The 19,774-nt window shown below is 38.1% G+C and carries 19 protein-coding genes, 2 tRNA genes and 1 pseudogene; 11 read left to right on the top strand and 11 right to left on the bottom strand.

Features of this window, described 5'->3' with window-relative positions; genetic code table 11:
• The 8 genes from E4O04_RS08620 to E4O04_RS08585 all read left to right on the top strand — a co-directional run bounded on the left by E4O04_RS08620 (position 1) and on the right by E4O04_RS08585 (position 5,495).
• Complete coding sequence (locus E4O04_RS08620; RefSeq protein ID WP_253687718.1) at positions 1-615, top strand: V-type ATP synthase subunit D; 615 nt, start codon at positions 1-3, stop codon at positions 613-615.
• Positions 612-2,486, top strand: a complete 1,875-nt coding sequence (locus tag E4O04_RS08615) for a V-type ATP synthase subunit I (protein ID WP_253707350.1) — start codon at positions 612-614, stop codon at positions 2,484-2,486. Before E4O04_RS08620 ends, E4O04_RS08615 begins: the two co-directional genes overlap by 4 nt.
• Positions 2,483-2,905 (top strand): ATP synthase subunit K, encoded by a 423-nt coding sequence (locus E4O04_RS08610; protein WP_002669353.1) that lies wholly within the window; start codon positions 2,483-2,485, stop codon positions 2,903-2,905. The genes E4O04_RS08615 and E4O04_RS08610 overlap by 4 nt, the downstream gene beginning before the upstream one ends.
• A gap of 335 nt (positions 2,906-3,240) precedes the next feature.
• Positions 3,241-3,522, top strand: coding sequence for a 30S ribosomal protein S6 (gene rpsF, locus E4O04_RS08605; RefSeq protein WP_253687721.1), 282 nt, complete (start codon positions 3,241-3,243; stop codon positions 3,520-3,522).
• A 12-nt stretch (positions 3,523-3,534) separates the two neighbouring features.
• Positions 3,535-4,041: a single-stranded DNA-binding protein gene (locus tag E4O04_RS08600; protein WP_253707348.1), complete on the top strand. Its 507-nt coding sequence runs from the start codon at positions 3,535-3,537 to the stop codon at positions 4,039-4,041.
• A gap of 40 nt (positions 4,042-4,081) precedes the next feature.
• A complete protein-coding gene (gene rpsR, locus E4O04_RS08595) occupies positions 4,082-4,351 on the top strand; it encodes a 30S ribosomal protein S18 (RefSeq protein WP_371819637.1) in 270 nt (89 codons plus the stop codon).
• Positions 4,352-4,479: 128 nt separating this feature from the next.
• Positions 4,480-5,079, top strand: a complete 600-nt coding sequence (gene rplI, locus E4O04_RS08590) for a 50S ribosomal protein L9 (RefSeq protein ID WP_253707346.1) — start codon at positions 4,480-4,482, stop codon at positions 5,077-5,079.
• Between the two features lie 56 nt (positions 5,080-5,135).
• Positions 5,136-5,495: a hypothetical protein gene (locus tag E4O04_RS08585; protein WP_253687725.1), complete on the top strand. Its 360-nt coding sequence runs from the start codon at positions 5,136-5,138 to the stop codon at positions 5,493-5,495.
• 99 nt (positions 5,496-5,594) lie between these two features.
• Here E4O04_RS08585 and clpX read toward each other — a convergent pair whose 3' ends face one another.
• From clpX to E4O04_RS08560, 5 genes are all read right to left on the bottom strand, one after another.
• The gene (clpX, locus tag E4O04_RS08580; RefSeq protein WP_253707344.1) at positions 5,595-6,842 is read right to left on the bottom strand and encodes an ATP-dependent Clp protease ATP-binding subunit ClpX; all 1,248 of its coding nucleotides are present in this window, start codon (positions 6,840-6,842) and stop codon (positions 5,595-5,597) included.
• Positions 6,829-7,428, bottom strand: coding sequence for an ATP-dependent Clp endopeptidase proteolytic subunit ClpP (gene clpP / locus E4O04_RS08575; RefSeq protein ID WP_253679260.1), 600 nt, complete (start codon positions 7,426-7,428; stop codon positions 6,829-6,831). The genes clpX and clpP overlap by 14 nt, the downstream gene beginning before the upstream one ends.
• A 43-nt stretch (positions 7,429-7,471) precedes the next feature.
• Entirely contained in the window at positions 7,472-8,827 is a 1,356-nt protein-coding gene (gene tig, locus E4O04_RS08570; RefSeq protein WP_253707342.1) for a trigger factor, read from the bottom strand.
• 86 nt (positions 8,828-8,913) lie between these two features.
• Positions 8,914-8,985, bottom strand: a tRNA-Gly gene (locus E4O04_RS08565).
• A gap of 34 nt (positions 8,986-9,019) precedes the next feature.
• Positions 9,020-9,099 (bottom strand) — tRNA-Leu (locus tag E4O04_RS08560).
• 232 nt (positions 9,100-9,331) lie between these two features.
• Here E4O04_RS08560 and E4O04_RS08555 point away from each other — a divergent pair.
• Positions 9,332-9,880 carry a MarR family transcriptional regulator gene (locus E4O04_RS08555; RefSeq protein ID WP_253707340.1) on the top strand — a complete coding sequence of 183 codons (549 nt, stop codon included), beginning with the start codon at positions 9,332-9,334 and terminating at the stop codon, positions 9,878-9,880.
• A gap of 77 nt (positions 9,881-9,957) precedes the next feature.
• On the opposite strand, the gene E4O04_RS08550 is transcribed toward E4O04_RS08555, so the two are convergent.
• Positions 9,958-11,145 (bottom strand): cystalysin, encoded by a 1,188-nt coding sequence (locus E4O04_RS08550; RefSeq protein WP_253707338.1) that lies wholly within the window; start codon positions 11,143-11,145, stop codon positions 9,958-9,960.
• A 10-nt stretch (positions 11,146-11,155) separates the two neighbouring features.
• Positions 11,156-12,532, bottom strand: coding sequence for an APC family permease (locus E4O04_RS08545; protein WP_253707336.1), 1,377 nt, complete (start codon positions 12,530-12,532; stop codon positions 11,156-11,158).
• 211 nt (positions 12,533-12,743) lie between these two features.
• On the opposite strand from E4O04_RS08545, the pseudogene E4O04_RS08540 reads away from it, so the two are divergent.
• Positions 12,744-13,807: pseudogene (locus E4O04_RS08540) on the top strand (s-methyl-5-thioribose-1-phosphate isomerase).
• On the opposite strand, the gene E4O04_RS08530 reads toward E4O04_RS08540, so the two are convergent.
• The 4 genes from E4O04_RS08530 to dnaB form a co-directional block, all read right to left on the bottom strand.
• Positions 13,797-14,699: a hypothetical protein gene (locus tag E4O04_RS08530; protein WP_253707332.1), complete on the bottom strand. Its 903-nt coding sequence runs from the start codon at positions 14,697-14,699 to the stop codon at positions 13,797-13,799. The pseudogene E4O04_RS08540 and the gene E4O04_RS08530 sit on opposite strands and share 11 nt — an antisense overlap.
• Positions 14,700-14,831: 132 nt before the next feature.
• Positions 14,832-15,872 carry an OmpL47-type beta-barrel domain-containing protein gene (locus tag E4O04_RS08525; RefSeq protein WP_253687734.1) on the bottom strand — a complete coding sequence of 347 codons (1,041 nt, stop codon included), beginning with the start codon at positions 15,870-15,872 and terminating at the stop codon, positions 14,832-14,834.
• A 40-nt stretch (positions 15,873-15,912) separates the two neighbouring features.
• Complete coding sequence (locus tag E4O04_RS08520) at positions 15,913-16,416, bottom strand: OmpA family protein (RefSeq protein WP_253687735.1); 504 nt, start codon at positions 16,414-16,416, stop codon at positions 15,913-15,915.
• A gap of 86 nt (positions 16,417-16,502) precedes the next feature.
• Entirely contained in the window at positions 16,503-17,840 is a 1,338-nt protein-coding gene (dnaB, locus tag E4O04_RS08515; RefSeq protein ID WP_253707330.1) for a replicative DNA helicase, read from the bottom strand.
• Between the two features lie 121 nt (positions 17,841-17,961).
• Between dnaB and E4O04_RS08510 the strand changes: the two genes are divergently transcribed.
• Positions 17,962-19,764, top strand: a complete 1,803-nt coding sequence (locus E4O04_RS08510) for an alanine--tRNA ligase (RefSeq protein WP_253707329.1) — start codon at positions 17,962-17,964, stop codon at positions 19,762-19,764.
• Positions 19,765-19,774 lie beyond the last annotated feature (10 nt).

Raw genomic sequence — 19,774 nt, 5'->3', positions numbered from 1 at the left:
ATGGCAATAAAACTGACAAAGAATGAGCTGAAGAATCAAAAAGAATCTTTAAAAATGTACAGAAGATACTTGCCGACTCTTCAGCTTAAAAAACAGCAGCTTCAAACCGAAATCCGCACCATCGAAGCCCGGGCTAAAGAGGTCAGGCTTCACAGGGATGCCCTCAATCAGGAATTCGAAGACTGGGTAGCGGTATTCGGCGAGCAAAATGTTTTTAAACCCTCTATGGTTAAGATAAAAGAGATTCTCACCTCAACAGGGAACATTGCGGGGGTGAGCATTCCTGTTTTTTCCGGTGCAGAATTTGAACGTGCTAAATATGATCTTTATAAGACTCCTCTTTGGGTTGATACGGCTGCCGAAAAAATGCAGGAAGTTTTGAGCTTAGACCTTGAGGCAAAGGTTCTTGATGAACAGGTGCGCCTTTTGAATTCCGAGCTTAGAACTACCACTCAGCGAGTAAACCTCTTTGAAAAGGTTAAGATACCCGAAACGAGGGCAAACATAAAGAAGATAACGGTTTATTTGGGAGATCAGCAGGTTGCAGCTGTTGTTCGCGGTAAAATTTCAAAGAAGAACCTTGAAAAGGTTCATGATAAGGATGAAGCTCTATGATTGTACCGATGAAAAAAGTAACTCTTTTAGTCTTAAAAAAAGAGCAGCGGCATGCCTTAAAGGATTTAAGAAGCTTAGGCCTTGTACACATTGAGGACCGCCCTGCAAACGGTGCTCTTATAAACGAGTTAAGATCCGAAAAAAACGACATAACTCTTGCGATGAGTCTTTTGACTGAATATCTTCCCAAAAAAGAGAAAAAAGGCGTAACGCCTCCCTCTCTTTTAAGTGAGGAGGATACTCTTACCTTTGTAGACTCCGTATTATCGCTTACATCTTCATATAAGAGCAATATGGAAGAATCTGCAAGGCTTTCAGGCGAAATTGCATCATATGCAGAGTGGGGCGAAATAAATACTTCCGATTTCACTTTTCTGGCGGAAAAAGGCATATATCTTTTCCCTGCAAGTACTTCGGTAAAAACATATAATTCGCTTCCCAAAGACATTAAGACTATTTTGCTTGGACATGGGAAAACCGGTGTGAGGTTTTTAATCCGGAGCGAAACAAATGCTCTGCCTACGGATTTACCGCAGGATATTATTCCCTTAAAGCTGCCCGAAACTTCCGTCAAGGCCTTAAAAGAAAAATTAAAGAGCTTACAGGCAAAGATTGCCTCCTACAAGCAGGAAATGACAAAGATGTCGGCATACTTAAACTCTCTCCATGCCTTGGATGAAGTTGTAAGCAAAAAGCTTCAATTTGAAATAGTCCATGACGGTATGCAGACGATAGATTTCGGGGATCAAGATGATGAGGAAAGAGTCCGGCTTGTTTGGCTCACAGGATATATTCCCTGCGAAGATGAAGCTAAGCTTTCTTCCCTTGCAAAGGAAAAGTCTTGGGCCTATCTTTCTCAAGATCCTGAAGAAGATGATTCCGTTCCTACAAAGATAAAGAGAAATAAGCTTGTAAACCTTATTTCTCCCTTAATAGACTTTTTGGGGACTGTTCCCGGTTATACGGAACCCGATATCTCTCTTTGGTTCTTGCTCTTTTTCGGAATTTTCTTTGCAATGATTTTCGGAGATGCAGGCTACGGTGCCGTTTTGCTCTTGATTGCTGTTATTTTGATTTTAAAAACAAAGGCAAAAAAACAAAAGGTGCCGACAGCATTTTATATGTTCGGCTATTTGGGATTTATGACCGTTATCTGGGGTACCTTGGTTTGTAACTGGTTCGGTATGCCTACCGAAATTGTTCCGGCCTTTCTTAAAAAGCTGGCCGTTCCTGCGATTGCAAACTTTACACCTGAGGATATACGCAATCAAAATCAAATCTTACTTTGCTTTACCCTTGGTTTAACCCAGCTGATGATAGCCCATATAGTAAGTTTATTTAGGAATATTAAGTCTCCTAAATTCCTTGCTGATGTAGGCTCTCTTTCGATGCTCGGCGGAATGTATTTTGTAGTTTTAAACCTTGTTGTAGATTCCCAAAAGTATGCAATTAATAATGCCGTACTTCTTGCAATAGGTGTAGGTTTTGCTTTAAACTTTATCTTTGTAAACTATTCAACAGGAATAGTACAGGCAATCCTGGAAAGTTTAAAGAATATCATAAATATGCTTTTGGGCGTAGTAAACGTGTTTGCCGATATTATGAGCTATATAAGGCTTTGGGCTGTAGGTCTTGCAGGAGGCGCTATAAGTGCAACCGTAAACGAGATGGCAGGTCCCGCCCTAGGAGGCGTAATAATCTTTGCAGGCGTTTTACTTTTATTGTTCGGACACGGTCTTAACTATATTATGAACGTGCTTTCAGTTATAGTCCACGGTGTTCGATTGAATACCTTGGAATTCTCTAATCATGTGGGCTTGACTTGGTCGGGCTTTAAATATGAACCCTTTAACGATGGAGGAAGGATATGACTTTTGGTTTTTTTGGTGCTGCTGCTGCGTTAGGTATTTCAGCTATCGGTTCTGCAATCGGTCTTGCCATTGCAGGTCAGTCAACAATCGGTGCATGGAAGCGCTGTTATTTAAATAACAAGCCCGCTCCCTTTAGTTTGGTCGCCTTTGCAGGTGCTCCTCTTACGCAGACTCTTTACGGATTCTTGCTTATGAACAGGATGCTTACATCCTCCCAGAGCGATTGGTTCTTATTGGGCTTAGGTCTTGTTTGCGGTGTTTCTATCGCAGCATCGGCTATTGCTCAGGGTAAGGCCTCTGCCTCAGGTTCCGATGCTATGGCTGAAACAGGAAAAGGCTTTGTACAGTACATTACTATCGTAGGTCTTTGCGAAACTGTTGCGCTTTTCGTAATGGTCTTTGGCATGATGAAGTGCTAAAGCATGCTTAGTATCATGGTAGCCGCACTATAATGCTTTTGAAGTAGTTGGCTTCCTTCTGTGAGAAATTTTGAACAAAATTTCGCACATTTTTCAAAAAAGGGCAAACGCATCATGAGGGTAAATAAAATAGCAAAAAAATAGGCTGTGAATACCCCTCTTGCAGCCGCATAGCGGCGAAAGGCGGGTTGAGCAGCCTATGTTTTTTGCGAAGATAAAATTATGATACGTTTGCCCTGAACTAGGTATTGACTAAGATAGTATTTTTTGATATTCTATGAAAACTCCGGCTCGCAGAAAATGCGGGCCTCAGAAATGTGTCCATAGGAGGGAACATGAGAAACTATGAACTTATGACGGTTTTTCCGGTTGAAGAGGATCTCTATAAACCGGGAATAGATGCTCTACATTCAATTCTGGCAGATTTCGGTGTTCAGATCAAGTCTGAAGAGCCTTTCGGCGATCGGGATTTAGCTTATGAAATCAAAAAGAAGACAAAGGGACGCTATGTTCTTTTCAATCTTGAAGCAGATCCTTCAAAGATGATTGAATTGGATAAGCGTTTTAAGCTGATCACTCAGATGCTGACCTATCTTTTTGTCCGTTTAGAGGACTAAAAAGGAGACTTTATGGCAGATATAAACCATGTAGTATTGGTAGGCCGCTTAACCAGAGATGCTGAGCTTAAATATACGTCTTCCGGTATTGCTGTTTGTAATTTTGCTATAGCTGTCAACAGAAGACGGAAAACAGGCGATGACTGGAGCGAAGAAGCAAGTTTTTTTGACGTGGTTCTTTGGGGCCGGCAGGGTGAAGCCCTTAATCAATACCTTGTAAAAGGTAAACAGGTTGCTATTGACGGTGAGCTTAGGCAGAACCGTTGGGAACAGGACGGGCAAACCAGAAGCAAGGTTGAAATTGTTGCTAACAATATTCAGCTTGTAGGCGGCTCTACAGGTCAGGGCGGACAATCACAGTCTGCAGCCCAACGCCAAGGATCATATCAGGGCGGTTCCAATAATTCGTATAATGATGGAAATCAGGCACCTTCTGCTTACCAAAGACGGCAGGAGCCTTCTTATGACGATTACCGGCCGGATATGGGAAATTCAGATTTGGATAATATTCCATTTTAAGGAGATTTAAATGTCGGACGAAACAATGAATGATGTAGACATGGAAGCTAACATGCAGGAAAATATTCGCGAAGGCGAAGACAAAAGAAAAGGTAGATCTTTTTACCGCAAAAAGGTTTGCCGCTTTTGTACACAAAAGTTAAAGATCGATTATAAAGAGCCGGATGCTTTACGCCGCTTTATAACCGAGAGAGGTAAGATTCTTCCCAGAAGAATTACCGGAACTTGCGCGAAACATCAGCGAAAACTTGCCGTTGAAATTAAACGTGCAAGAGCTGTTGCCTTGCTTCCTTTCGTTATGAACGAGTAGAAATTTTAATGTAAGCAGCTCCCTAAAGCCTTTTGCTCTAGGATCTTTGCTTACATTAAAAACAAACTATTTCAAAAAGCCCTTTCCGACTCCCGGAATTGGGCGGATATTTTTTTAGGAGCTTGTATATGAAAGTAATTTTGAATGAAGACGTTAAGTATCTCGGAGAAGAAGGGGATATTAAGAACGTAGCAAAGGGATATGCCCGAAACTACCTCTTCCCCAGAAACTTAGCTGTTCCTTGTAATGAGTTTACTCTGGCTCATTTTGAATCACGCAAAGAAGAAATTGAAGCTAAAAAGGCTGCAAAACGCCAAGATGCTGCAGGTCTTAAAGAAAGACTTGAAGCTCTTTCAATTAAGATTCTTATGCCCGCAGGACCTAACGGAAAACTTTACGGTGCCGTTACAACTCAAACTCTTTTTGATGAGCTGCAAAAGCTTGATTTCGATATTGAAAGAAAGCGTATCGAAATTCCCGGACAGACCGTTAAGAGCACAGGTGTGCATAAGGCCCTTGTAAAGCTTTATGAAAATACCTCTGCAGAGGTTTCTTTTACTGTCGAGGCTCAAATTGCTGAAGAAAAGCCTGTAAAACCCTCTGACAAAAAAGGACGAAGGCCCCGCAGGGATGAAGAAACTTCTGATGAACAAGTTTCAACAGAGGAAAATTCTCTTACTGAAGAAGCCCTATCTGAAGCAGTTCAAAATTCGGAATCGGAAAATTAACATTTTATTAATATGCGGATATTTTATCCGCATATTAAACTTATATTTCAAAATTTATGGATAGTAAAGATATAAAACCTCATTCCCAATATAAACAGTTTACTATTCGCTTTTTAGACCGCTCAATAAGGTTTTTGAGTGCCTCTATCTTTGCTTTTATTATTTTTTATGTTCTAAGCAGTTCTCAAGATTTTTTGGACTCCAGCTTATTTATAATATTAAATGTATTGATGAGTCTTTGTATCTTACTTATAATTTTTACGTTTGCAGCAATTGTAGTTAGAATTTTTTTTATATTGCGGTATAAAGAAATTAATATTATAAGATTCATTACGGATATATTTTTATTGCTTTTATCGATAATATTGGCCGTTCTTTTTTCTTTTCTTATAGTGGTTGCAAAAGGAAACGTATAAAAAAAGACTGCCTGAAAGTTTTTTTCCTTTCGACAGTCTTTGTAAGATTATAAGTGCTTGAGAATTTGAACGCTTAAAATAAGCATTTAAAAGCTGCTTTTAAGCCGTTTTTTCGTCGAGAAGTTTTATCTTTGGTTTTGATGACGAGTTTCCTATCATTTTTTTATTGATTATAAGTTCCTTTCTGCCTTTTAAGGAGGGGGCTTCAAACATTGCATCAAGCATAAGCTTTTCGACAATGGAACGTAAGCCTCTGGCTCCCGTATTTTGGTCTATAGCCTGCTGAGCAATAGCTGTAATTGCATCTTTGTCAAAGTGAAGGTCCACATCATCAAGTTTAAAGGTTGCCTGAAATTGCTTTATTATGGCATTTTTAGGTTCAACTAATATGCGCGTTAGGTCGTCTTTTGTAAGCTCATTTAGGGCTACCTTTATCGGGATTCGGCCTATCAGCTCAGGAATAAGACCGAATTTTACCAAATCATCGGGAGAAACCTGATCATACAGTTCCGTAAGATTCTTTTCGTTAAGTTTTTTAACCTCGGCTCCGAAACCTATGGGTTTTGTAGAGATTCGGGCTTCCACTATCTTGTCTAAGCCTACAAAGGCTCCTCCGCAGATAAAAAGAATATTTGTTGTGTCTATTTTAAGCATATCCTGATTCGGATGCTTTCTTCCGCCTTGCGGAGGAACGGAGGCTGAGGTTCCTTCTATTATTTTTAAGAGGGCTTGCTGTACTCCTTCGCCCGATACATCCCGGGTAATGGAAACGTTTTCGCTTTTTCTGGAAATTTTATCGATTTCATCGATAAAAATGATACCCCTTTCGGCTTCCTTTATATCCCCGTTTGCATTTTGAATAAGTTTGAGAAGAATATTTTCGACATCCTCTCCTACATAACCGGCTTCAGTTAGGGTTGTTGCATCGGCTATGGCAAAGGGAACCTGCATTTTTTGTGCAAGGGTTCTTGCTAAAAGAGTTTTACCCGAGCCTGTGGGGCCCAGCAAAAGGACATTTGACTTTTCTATAACCACATCATCATGTGAAGGAGGATTCATTATCCGCTTATAATGATTATAAACTGCTACAGATAGAACTCTTTTTGCTTGTTCTTGGCCGATTACATATTCGTCAAGATATTCTTTTAGTTCTTGAGGAGTAGGAATAGGCCCTGTACGGTCAACAGGCCTGATAGTCTTATAGGATTTTATATAGCTTCCGCAAAGGTCAACACATCTATCGCAGATGGCAATACCTCCGGGACCGGGAACCACGAATCTCTCCGAGCTTTCAGGCTTATTACAAAAAGAGCATATCAAAGCTCCATTCATTCTATTTCGAGCCATCTTTTCTCCTATTCATAACGGTATCTATAATACCGTAGGCTAAGGCTTCTTCAGCCGACATAAAAAAGTCCCGCTCCATATCGGCTGCTACCTGTTTTTCCGTCTTGCCTGTATTTTCGGCAAAATATTTGATCGTAAGTTTTTTTAATCTTACGATTTCTTTGGCCTGTATATTAATATCTACAGCCTGACCTTGAACTCCTCCCCAGGGTTGGTGTATCATAACGCGGGAGGAGGGGAGGGCATAGCGCTTGTTTTTTGCTCCTCCTGCTAAAAGGACTGCACCCATACTGGCACATTGGCCCAAGCAAATTGTTTGTACATCGGGGCGGATATGCTGCATGGTATCGTAAATAGCAAGACCTGCAGTTACAGAACCTCCGGGACTATTAATATAGAGGCTGATATCCTTATCCGGATTTTGTGCTTCTAAAAACAAGAGCTGGGCTACAACCAAATCAGCGGACATATCGTTTATTTCTCCATCTACAAAGATAATCCTATCCTTTAAAAGACGTGAGAATATGTCATAGCTGCGCTCTCCGTTTCCTGTTTGTTCAATTACATAAGGTACAAGTGTACTCATTTTCCATCCTTAAAATAGTCGGCTAAAATAGCCAAATTGAAATTTAATCTTTTAAAAGCTCTTCAAAGGTAATTTTCTTGCCTTTTTTGATTGTGCATTTTTCGTAAAGAGCATTAAAAAGTTTTTCTTCCTTTAAGCCTTCGCTTAAGTACTCTTTTTCACGGGGGTTGGAATAATATTTTTTCAGCTCATCAAGAGCAATATCCATTCTTTCGGATAAGCGTACATATTCGGCTTCGATTTCATCATCGCTTACTTCAATATTTTTTTCTTTAAGAAGAGTTTCGATTAATACTCTTTCTTTTAAGTTCTTTTCGGAATCTTCTCTCCAGCCTTCCAAAAGAGTTTCTTTTGATTGGGGGCCCTTGCCGAACATTTTTTCAAGTTCTTCAGGTGTGGTTCTAAATTGATTGGCCATCATCATCCATCTGGATTCAAGCTCAGCCTTTACCATAGATTCGGGAAGGTCTATTGTGTGCTCCTTTACCATCTGTTCGGTTAAAGCATTTTTTTGTAAAGACTTGATTTTTTCTTCTACACTTATTTCAAACTTTTTCTTGATATCGGCCTTTAGTTCGTCCAAGTTCTTGTACTTTTCGTTTATGTCTTGGGCAAAGTCATCATCAAGGGCCGGTAAATCCTTGTATTTTAGAGCTGTAAGAGTTACCTTTATCTTCTTTGTTTTTCCGGCTAGCTCCTTGTTTGAATCATCTTCAGGGAAGGTCTTGGTGATTTCCTTAGATTCACCTTTTTTCATACCTATGATATCATCATCAATTTTATAGATATTTAATCCTGAGCCTATTGTAAATACAAAGTCTTGTCTTTCAGTGCCTGAAACTGTTTTACCTTCATCGTCAAGTTCGCAATAATTTATTGTAGCAATGTGGTTTTTTTCGGCTCTGCTGCCTTCTTTACAGGCTGTAACGAGGGCATTTCGCTCTTGAAGTCTTTCAAGCTCTTTTTTTATGTCTTCTTCCGAAACGCTTGCTTCAGGTACTTCAACCGTAAAGCCTTCCGTCTTTTTAATTTCGACCTTGGGGAAGACATCGTAGTGGACTGTAAATGAAAAGTCTTCTTCAATTTTTAATTCTGGTTTTTCTTGAAGTTCGGGATAGGAGTAGGGGAGAGGCCTTTCATATTCATCAAGAGATTCAAAGATTTCTTTTAAAGAATCTTCAATGAGGTCTCCTGCCAGATCTCCCTTTATGGCATCGCCGTATTTTGTTTCAAGTACCGATACGGGAACCTTTCCTTTTCTAAATCCCGGTATTTGAAGCTCTTTTGAATATTTATTGAGCAATTTTTTATAGTTTTCTTGAACTTCAGCCTTTTTGATTTTTACTGAAAGTTCCGCATGTGATTTTTCTTTAAGAGTTACGTTCTTTTCGTAGTCCATTTTTCCTTCCTTAAGAGTTGATTTTGAGACTGCCCTTTATACAAAAGGGTAAAAAAAAAGCGATCCGTTCACCGAATCGCTTTAGAAGCGGGAAACGAGGATTGAACTCGCGACATCCACCTTGGCAAGGTGGCGCTCTACCACTGAGCTATTCCCGCAATTCTACTCCACTTTTTTGTTTTTGTGGAATTGTGCGAGAGGAGGGACTTGAACCCTCACGCCGAAGCACTAGATCCTAAGTCTAGCGTGTCTGCCAATTCCACCACTCTCGCTTAACAGTGAGCGTGTGTATAATATACATAAACCCAAAAAATGTCAAGTATTGCAATTTAATGAGCAGAATTCAACCTAAATGCCGCTCACAGAAGGGAGTATATTCTTTTTGTTTGTTTTTGTCAAGTGTTTTTATAAAAAAAATAAAAATAATTGACATTCATTGTAAAAATTGATATCTTTGTAAGTACGGTTCGTAAAATTTTGAACCTAGCTGCTTGGGAGTTCTGAATGCTTGAAGATATTTATAAAAATGAAATAGTTAATGCATGGGTAGAAGATAATGAACCCATCGATTTGATTGAAAAAAGGTACAAAAATATAAGCTCTGTTGTTGATGGTATGTATGATTTTGTATTGTCTTTTTCTTATTACTATACCATAAGAAGAGATTATGGCACGGATAGGAAATATACGATGATTGAAATGCACATTTTAACGGATATTTACGATAATGAAAATATCACGGTTTCAGCCCTTGCAAAAAAATGGAATAGAACATCAAGTGCGATTTCTCAAATTGTGCATAGACTTATAAAATGGGGATTGGTTTATAAAGAAGTTAACGAATCTGACGGTAAAGTCTTTTTTTTACGAACTACAGAAAAAGCTAAAGAAACGGTTTTAAAACATAAAGCTTATGACAATAAAGATAATGTCAAGACGCGAAAAAAACTTTTGGAATCTTTTACTGTGGATGAAATGGTTGCCTTCGATAAAATTCTAAAAGCTTATACACGAATTCTTGAAAAAACTAATAGTAAAAATAAGCCTTTATAAAAAAGCCCCCTTATGTTTCACGGATAAAACACAAGAGGGCCTAAATTTTACTCACGGTAAAATTTTACTTTTTAATGTCATTTTTTTCGTTCCTTTAATGCTTTGCTCAATCTTTCTAATGTTTCTTGAATAACGGATGAAGGAGCCGCCAGATTTATTCTTTCAAATCCTATTCCTCCGTCTCCGAAAATATAGCCTTCATCAAAAAATATTTGAGCCTTATGAATCATAAATTCTTCCATAGCCTTATGATCCATTTTTAATGCTCTAAAATCCATCCATTGTAAATAGGTGCCCTCAATGAGAGGAGCTTTTATTTCGGGATGATTTATTTCAAAAAATTCTTTTACGATTCTTTGATTTTTGTCTATGACCTTTATACATTCATCTAGCCATTTTCCGCATTCTTTATAGCAAATTTCGCAAGCTTTATAACCAAGAGTTGTAAAGGGCATTCCGCTTGTAATATCCCGTGATTTTTTGAATCTTTCCCTCATATCAGGATTTTTAATTATTATGTTACTCATACCCATTCCGGCTATATTAAACGTTTTAGATGGTGCAGTAAAAGTAATCATCTTGTCGGCAAGTGCTTCATCAATAGATTGAAGTACTGTATGCTCATAGCCGGGCATAATTAAGTCGAAATGAATTTCATCTGACCAGAGCAGAAGATCACTATTTAAAACTATGTCCTTTATTTTTTGAAGTTCGTCTTTTTTCCAGACCCTGCCTACAGGATTATGAGGAGAACAAAAAAGCAAGGCTTTATTATTTTTATCCTTGGATAGTTTTTCCAGTTTTTCAAAATCGATCGTATAGTACCCGTTTTTTTCAAGCAGTTCACATTCTACTATTTTGCGCTCTTGATTTTTTACAGCCGTAAAGAAAGGATAATAGACAGGAGTTATTATAATAACTCCATCGCCCGGTTTTGTAAATTCCCTAACAGCATTGTACAATGCCGGAACGACTCCCGCCGTATTTATTATCCAGTCTGTTTCAATCTCCCAGTTATGTCTATCCTTCATCCATTTTTTTACGGTTCTTTTATACTCGTCAGTTGGGCCTGTATATCCTAACACGGCTTCGTCAAGATATTTTTTTAAACCTTCAATAAGTTCCGGCGGATTTTTAAATTCCATGTCAGCCACCGAAAGAGGAACCACATCATTTCCAACTTGGGGATTTTGTGAATACATTAAGTCCCATTTGACTGAACCTGAGTTTTTCCTTGAAATTTTTGTTGTAAAATCGTAAACCATTTTTTTCCTCCTATTCTTCCGTTTCGGCAAGTAAGGCATCTTCTATAATTTGCTTTTTATTTGCTTCCAATTCTTCAATTTTTACATTTCCGGCTTTTAAATTGTAAATTGAGAGGATCGATATTATGACCATAATACCTATCATAAAAAGTTTTTCTTTTGTAGAAAGCATCATAAATAAGTTATAACAAACGATTGCCGCACAAAGTGCAGAGAGTATGCAGATGATATCCATAATTATTCTAGGCATATGCAATACAGATTTTTTCCATTGCTCCGGATAATCTCTTATTACCTTAATACATTTTATATTTGTATATAAATTTGTCAACATAGCAGGTATCATTACCAAAGAGACGATCGCATCTAATTTTAACCCAAGCAAAACCGGTAAAATTGACAATATATAGTAAATACCGTAAACAGCCCATGGATAACCAGTTTGAGTTGTTTTTGTAAAAAATTTTGGGAGCCAACCTGCTTGTGCCACTTTCAGTATTGGATATCGAACCATTATTATACCGGTAATCATGGATGTTGCTATTGCAAAAACAGCTCCGCCCATTATAAAGAGAATGAAAATTGATCTTGGAAAAATCTCGGCGGCTACAAGTGAGAGATTTTGGCCTGCGACCTCGCTTATGGGAAGAACTCCTGCCGATACATAACCCATTAACCCATAAACGATAGCAATTGCTATTGTTACAAGAAAAATACCATAAGGTATATTTTTTTTAGGTTTCATTGTAACAGCCGATACCGATATCGGGCCCATTGTTGTTCCCTGGCATGCCCATCCCATAATTGCTATTCCTGCAATAACTCCTTTAAATCCATCAGTAAAAAAATTAGGATCGGAGAAATATCCGGGTTTTACCTTTGGAATACCGAATACAATGTAAAAGACAATTGCTGCAATTAATACTACAGTCATTATATTGTTTATTGTGGATATAAACTTTGAGCCTCTTATTGTTGCCGCAAAAAATAAAGTAATAATTATGATTGCAATTAATTTTGTGTATGGTATAATTTGCGGTAGTACTATTCCTGCATAGTTTACCATCGCAAGACCATACATAGCGACAGAAAAACCATTAATAAATGTTATATATCCATTTACACCTGTAAAAAAAGGATTAAAAACCAATGCTTTTTGACTATAATCACCTCCTTCAAACATAAACATTGATGATAAAAGTACATTGTAAAAATATGCCAAAAGCATAAAAATACAACCAGCCATAATTGATACCAATATGGATTTGCCGGTAGCGGCAATACCCAATCCGGTTAGCACAAAGATCCCGGAACCTACAGCTCCGCCAAAACCTAGCGAGAAAATGTTAAATAAATTTAAATTTCTCTTTTCTTTTGTTGTTTCCATACTACACTCCTTTCACTGATTTATAGTTAAGAGTGTTTATTATTTATATACTTAACTATCATATATATTATAAAATAGTTTTTTAAAAAACGCAAGAGTTATAAGTATTTTTTTATTTTATAGTGACTAAATTACAAAAAATGCTTATAATATTAAACAAGTTATTATACAACTTATGAACAAAATGGGAAGAGCGATAAAAAATTCGAAAATGCGTGAAGATTATAATTTAGGCTTTCTTTTGCAATACGAAAATGTTGCTTGGTTTGATGAGGAATGCGGAGAGGTGCGTATTTTAGACAGGCGTATCTATCCTGCAAAAACGGAATTTTGTGTGTGCAAAACTTATCCTGAAGTTGCAAAGGCTATTGCCGATATGGTAACTCAAAGCGGAGGGCCTTTTTCGGCTGCTGCTATGGGAATGGCTCTTGCGGCTTACGAAGGTAAAAATCTTGCAAAGACTGAATATCTTGAGTTTATGAAGGAGGCCGCCTATGCTCTATCCCATGCTAGGCCGACCACAAGCAAGGCAATGCAGTTTGTTACAGCAGAAGCATTGAGCCTTTTTGAATCTCTAATAAAAAATGGAACCTCCTCGAATGACATTATTAAGGCCTTAAAGCAAAATGCCGTAGACCAAAATAATGACCGGTATAAAAAAAATACGGCAGCCGGCGCCATTTTTGCAGACTTGGTTCCAAACGGTTCTTCAATTTTAACCCAATGTTTCGGTGAAACGACTGTAGGCGGATATTTGCGTAAGTTTAAGGAGTCTAATAAAAATATAAAGGTTTTTTGTGCCGAAACCCGTCCATATTTTCAAGGAGCACGCTTAACCGCTTCTTTGGCTTATGACATGGGCTTTGATACGACTGTTGTTACAGATAATATGCCGGTTCTTCTTATGAGCGAAAAAAAATTGATTTTTATGTTTCAGCTTCTGATGTTATAACCCTTGACGGCTCTATAATAAACAAGATAGGTACACTCCAAATGGCTATAGCCGCAAAATATTTTGGCATTCCTTATTATGCAATAGGCTTTCCCGATAAAAACTATGTTTCGGCAAAAGAGGTAAAAATTGAATATAGAACCCCTGAAGAGGTTCTTTATGCTATGGGAGAAAGGACGGCGATTTTACCTTCGGATTGTAAAAATGAAGAAAAAACTAAGTGCGGTTCAATTTCAGGACTTTATCCTGCCTTTGACATAACGCCTTATGAACTTTGTGCAGGTATAATTACGGATAAAGGATTTTTTAAACCTATAGTTTAAATATAAGACTGATTGCAACGGATTCAAAGAACATATCGATATTCTTTTTTGAGTTTATTATTTTTTGTGTAAAATGAGCTTCATCTTTGTAATTATAGTAAATAGGAGCTGTCTTCCAAACCGCTTGAAGTTTTATGCATGTTTTTTCGGAGACTTTAAAAAAAAACTCATTCTTTAGCTCAAATTTCCATAATTGTTCGGCTTTATTTTTGGTAAAAGGAAGGGGCTTATATAGATTTTTACAGCTAATAAGCTCTATCCTTATCGTGTTTAAGTAAAGAGGCATATTGTATTCTATCGAGTATGTTCCGGCATAATGGGCTCCATTTCTGTTCTCTCCTAAATCATTATCGAAAAACCAAAAATCGGTATTTTTTAAAGGGATAAGAGCCTTATAATTTATAATGTGGATGGTTTTTAAGATAAGATTTGCCCATTCACTTTTTATTTGCGAGTTTAGATCAAAGTACAGCTCGACCCCGCCTTGTAAGCTAAAAAAAAACTTTGAAAAATACAAAGGTTTGATAACTTGCAAATTATTTATATTTTTATTTTCTGAAATACCGTAAAAATTTAGACTAGGGTAGGACCATCCTGTACCTAGATTTGTATTTGTAATAAAATTTACAAAAGGAATATAGGCTAATTTTAAATTAAAAGAACCTAAAAGGTTTGCAGGTTTTAAGCTTAAGCTAAAACCAAGTTCCGTATATCTTGATTCTGTATTTAGTTTATAAAATTTTAAAAAATGATATATTGAAATGTTAAAATTTAAGGGATAGTTTAACTCTGCTTCAACTTCCGTTTTTGTTTTCTGTAAATCCGCATCTGCAAAAACATATGAAAAATTTATGAGAATTAAAACAAAAAAATATATCTTTTTTAACTTCATAATCTTAAACTTACAAAAAAAAAACCGAAGTCGGGAGGTCCCGTTTACTTCGGCTTTTTTTTCTTACCGATTATATCGGAAACCGGTAATCCTTATATCGGAAGCCGATTGATCGGTGATGCCTCAATTTTTTTACTGGGCATTTGCGGGGGTTGTGGCCGGAAGAAGATTCCCGGTCCTGTCGATTATGTCAACCTCCGAGTTAGGTGTAATCTGATCAACATAGAATGTGTATAAGACCGGATCAGAAACGTTACCTACATTATCGATAGCCTTGACTTCGATTTTGTAAACTGCATTTTGTGTAAATTTGATCGGTTCTACATACTTAGTATATTCTCCGTCATTTACTTTTACATAAATTGCATCAACACCTGAGATCTCGTCTTGTGCTGCAAATGAAACGGTTTCACTTGTAGAAACAATAACTCTGCCTTCTTCATCTACAACATTATTGCTGGGGAATACTAAGTATTCATCATCCTTGTTGATAAGACGGTTAGAATTTGCAATAGTTACAACAGGTGCTGTTCTGTCGATAGTAACAGCGATTAACTTAATAGGAGCAAGGTTTCCTACATTGTCAATTGCTGTGTAATAAAGATTTACAGGTCCTTCAGCATCCAATGAAACATAGGTTTGCTCGGATTCTTTTCCATTTCCTGACATTTTAAGAGCGTTTAGATCTGTTCCCATGTAACCGGCTGCTACACCTGATCCTCCGACTACGTCGGCGGCAGAAACATACCATTTTGTATTTGATGAGCAGTAAAGTACTACACCGTCATTGTACAAAGGTTCTGTTGTCTTGATCATTGTATCGGGAGCTGTATTGTCTACAATTACTGACAAGGTTTTGGGCAATTCCAAGTTTCCGCTGTTATCAAATCCTCTGTATGAAATATCAAATTTTCCTTCTTCTAGGAGTTGGAAGGGGTTCTTATATCTCATAAAGGCTGCACCATTCAAGGCAAATTCTACAAAGTCAAGACCGGTATCCTTATCGGTTGATCTGAGTTTAAAAAAGACATCACTATTTACATAATTGGTGCCTTCTTCAACATAGTGAATTGCGGGTCGGACATAATCTGTTCCGACAATAGAAGGAGCCTGTGCCCAAGCTGAAACAACTAAAAGTGAACATACGGCTGCAAAAAAAATTTTTTTAATCATTAATTACCTCCAAAATGATTTTTTTTAAATTTCATAGTGTTTATTTAACACTGTGAATTTCTACTCTTCGGTTTTTGAAGCGGTCAGTAATCTCTGAATGGCTTCGGGCCGGTTCACGAGCGCCTTTGCCTTCAACGATTATGCTGTTCGCATCAAACAGCTTCATTTTTTGAAAATAGCTTGCAACAGCAATTGCCCGCTGTAATGCAATACGATCTTCATCCTTTTGCGAGTCCAGTTTTGCACTGTGACCGTAAATGACGATTTTCCTTACATTTTTTGCTTTTAGATCTTCGCCTATTTCTTTTAGTCTCTGTGCAGTAAACGGATCGATTTGATAAGTCTGCGGTGCAAAATATACTGTGTAGTAATCATCAGACATATTTTTGTCTTCCGTTTTCTTATCTTTTTCTTCTTTTACTACTTCTTGTTCTTGTGTTTTTTCAGGTTCAGCCGGCTTTTCTTCTTTTTGCTTGGGAGCAGACTTACATGAAAAGATAAAAAGAACAGACAAGAGTAAAAGTAATACTTTTACTTTTTTCAAAGAAACCTCCTTAAAATAATAATCTTAAATATATTATCCTTCTTTTCCTGCCAATAGTCAAGAACAATTTTTAATTTTTCTGCAAATCATTTCTCTTTAGCTTCGGTAACGAAGGTAGTATATTGGGATAAAAATAAGAGCGGGACTGTGCCTATCGGGCCGTTTCTTTGCTTTGCTAAAATGAGTTCTGTAGGAATGGGTTTTGCCTCATCTTCGCTTGTATCGGCTCTTTCACGGTGTAAAAACATGACTACATCGGCATCCTGCTCTAGAGAACCCGATTCCCTTATATCGGCAAGCCCCGGTTTTTTTCCTTCTGCATCCCTTGTCAGCTGGGAAAGGGCTACTACCGGAATATCCAGCTCCCTGGCAAGACTTTTTAGAGATCGGGAAATTTCGGCAATTTGTTCATGGCGCGGTATACTTGCATTTTCTCCCGTAATAAGGGTTATGTAGTCGATAAAAATAATTTTTACGTTATAGGGCGGACTGCAAAGCTGTCGGGCTATGGCTCTTAAGTCCAAAAGCTTCATGTTAGGCATGTCTACAAGGTAAAATGGAGCTTCGTAGAGCATACCGCAAGTTTCTGATACCTTGCCGAAATCTCTTGCCGTCAGGTTTGCAGATCTTATTCTGTTTGAATTGATCTTGGCTCTTGAAGCTATCAAACGCTGTACCAGCTGCATATCCGACATTTCTAGAGAAAAAAAGGCTGTTGGAATTTTTTCGTCAATAGCTATGTGGGCAGCCATGGTCATGGCCAGGGCTGTCTTTCCTACTGAGGGACGGGCTCCTATTATGATAAATTCCGAGTTTTGAAATCCGTAGGTCATATTGTCCAAATTACCGAAGCCTGAGGGAACACCTGTGTATTCTCCCTTGCGTTCGTGTAGTTTTTGGAGAACCTCCAAAGTGGGCATTATGACCTCAGCCAAAGACTTAAAGGTCGCCGAATTTCCGGCTTCAGTAAGGTCAAAGATGCTTTTTTGAGCTTCTTCCAAGACTGTTCGGCTCGATATGCTGTCATCAAATACATCTGCAGAAATTTTATTGGAAACTTTTAGCAAATTTCTTCTTATAGCGGCTTCCAACACGATTTTTGCATAAAATTCGTAGTTTGCAGAGCTTGGAACCTCATCCGTAAGCGATGCTATGTAGCTTGCTCCTCCGACCGAGTCCAGCTCATTTGTAGAACGAAGATAGTCTGTCAATATTAAAATATCGGCCTTTTGGGAGCGGGTGTCTAATTCCGAAATAGCCTTATATATCTTTTGATGCTGAGGAGAATAAAAAGCTGAGGCATCTAAGATCGGTCTTACAAAGGTAAAAACATCGGGATCTATTAAAACAGCTCCTAATACAGCCTTTTCTGCTTCCATATTGTGGGGCGGAAGCTTGTTTTTTAATTTTTTTACACTATCCATTAAAATCCCTCTCAAGAAAGGGCATTTTAACAGATAGTAAGATTAAAATCTAGCCTAAAAAACTATAAAATTTTAAAAAGTTTCTTGACAATTTCTTTCTTATTCCTTAAAATATCTTCCTATGAATAAAAATATTACGGTTGATGAATTACGTTCAAAATATATAGAATTTTTTAAAACTAAAAATCATGTAGAGATATCGGGACGCTCTCTTATACCTGAAAATGACCCTACGGTCTTGTTTACGACAGCGGGAATGCATCCTCTTGTCCCTTACTTGATGGGCGAGCCTCATCCGGCAGGAAGCCGTCTAACGGACGTACAAAAATGTGTCCGTACAGGCGATATAGACGATGTAGGAGATGCTTCACACTTGACATTTTTTGAAATGTTAGGTAACTGGTCCTTGGGAGACTATTTTAAAAAAGAATCCATCGCCTATAGCTTTGAATTTTTAACCGATGAAAAATACTTAGGCATTCCTGTCGATAAACTCTCCTTTACGGTTTTTGAAGGAAATGAAGACGCTCCACGCGATGAAGAGTCTGCTTCTATTTGGGAAGGCTTGGGAGTTTCAAAAGATAAGATTTTCTTTTTACCTAAAGAAGATAACTGGTGGGGCCCTGCCGGAGAGACCGGCCCCTGCGGACCTGACACCGAAATTTTTATAGATACAGGAAAGAATGCTTGCAGTTCTAATTGCCGCCCCGGCTGTAGCTGCGGTAAATATGTAGAAATATGGAACAATGTTTTTATGCAATATCATAAAAACAAGGACGGCTCCTATTCCCCGCTGACAAGAAAATGTGTAGATACCGGGATGGGTGTTGAGCGTACCGTTGCTATGCTTCAAGGAAAGCCCTCAGTTTATAATACCGAGGCTTTTACATCGATTATTAAGTCCATCGAGGATTTGAGCGGCGTAAAATATGGTGATAACGAAAAGACCGATACCTCAATACGCATTATAGCAGACCATATCCGGACTGCCTGCTTTATCTTAGGCGATCCTAAAACTACGCTTCCTTCAAATATAGGGGCGGGCTATGTTTTAAGAAGAATTATAAGGCGTGCTGTAAGACACGGTAAAAAACTCGGCATAGACGGAAACTTTTTATCGGTTCCGGCTTCTGCCGTCATTGCTCAAAATTCAAAATTTTATACGGAACTAAAAGACAACGAAAATTTAATTTTAACTGAACTCAAGGCCGAAGAGGATAAATTCCTTGAAACCTTAAAGAAAGGCGAGGCCGAATTCGAAAAAATGCTCCCTAATCTTTTAAAAAATCCTAAAAAGGTAATTCCGGGAAGGATGGCCTTTAAACTCTATGATACCTACGGATTTCCGATTGAATTAACTGAAGAACTTGCCTCCGAATCCGGCTTGACAGTGAATAGGGAAGAATTCGATGAGGCCTTTAAAAAACATCAGGAATTGTCGAGAGCCGGAAGCGAGCAGGTATTTAAGGGCGGCCTTGCCGACCATTCAGAACAGACTACAGCCTATCATACGGCTACCCATCTTTTACACAAGGCCCTAAGAACTGTTTTAGGCGATCATGTTCAGCAAAAGGGCTCAAATATAACGGCTGAAAGGCTTAGATTTGACTTTTCTCATCCGGAACCCATGACTGATGCCGAAAAGAAAGAAGTAGAGCGTCTTGTAAATGAGGCTATCAAGGCTGATCTACCCGTAACTATGGAGGTCATGCCCTTGGAAGAAGCAAAAAAAAGAGGGGCCATGGCTTTATTCGGTGAAAAATATGAGGATGTTGTTAAGGTTTACAAAATAGGGGACTTTTCTATGGAAGTTTGCGGCGGTCCTCATGTAGAAAAAACAGGAAACCTAGGAACTTTTTTGATAAAAAAGGAACAGTCTTCTTCTGCAGGTGTAAGACGCATTAGGGCCGTTCTTGAACATTAAATGTAACTTA

It is taken from the genome of Treponema sp. OMZ 799 (assembly GCF_024181365.1).
GTDB lineage: Bacteria > Spirochaetota > Spirochaetia > Treponematales > Treponemataceae > Treponema_B.
The sequence above is the reverse complement of the archived record's forward strand: the minus strand, read 5'-3'. Positions and strand labels throughout refer to the sequence as shown.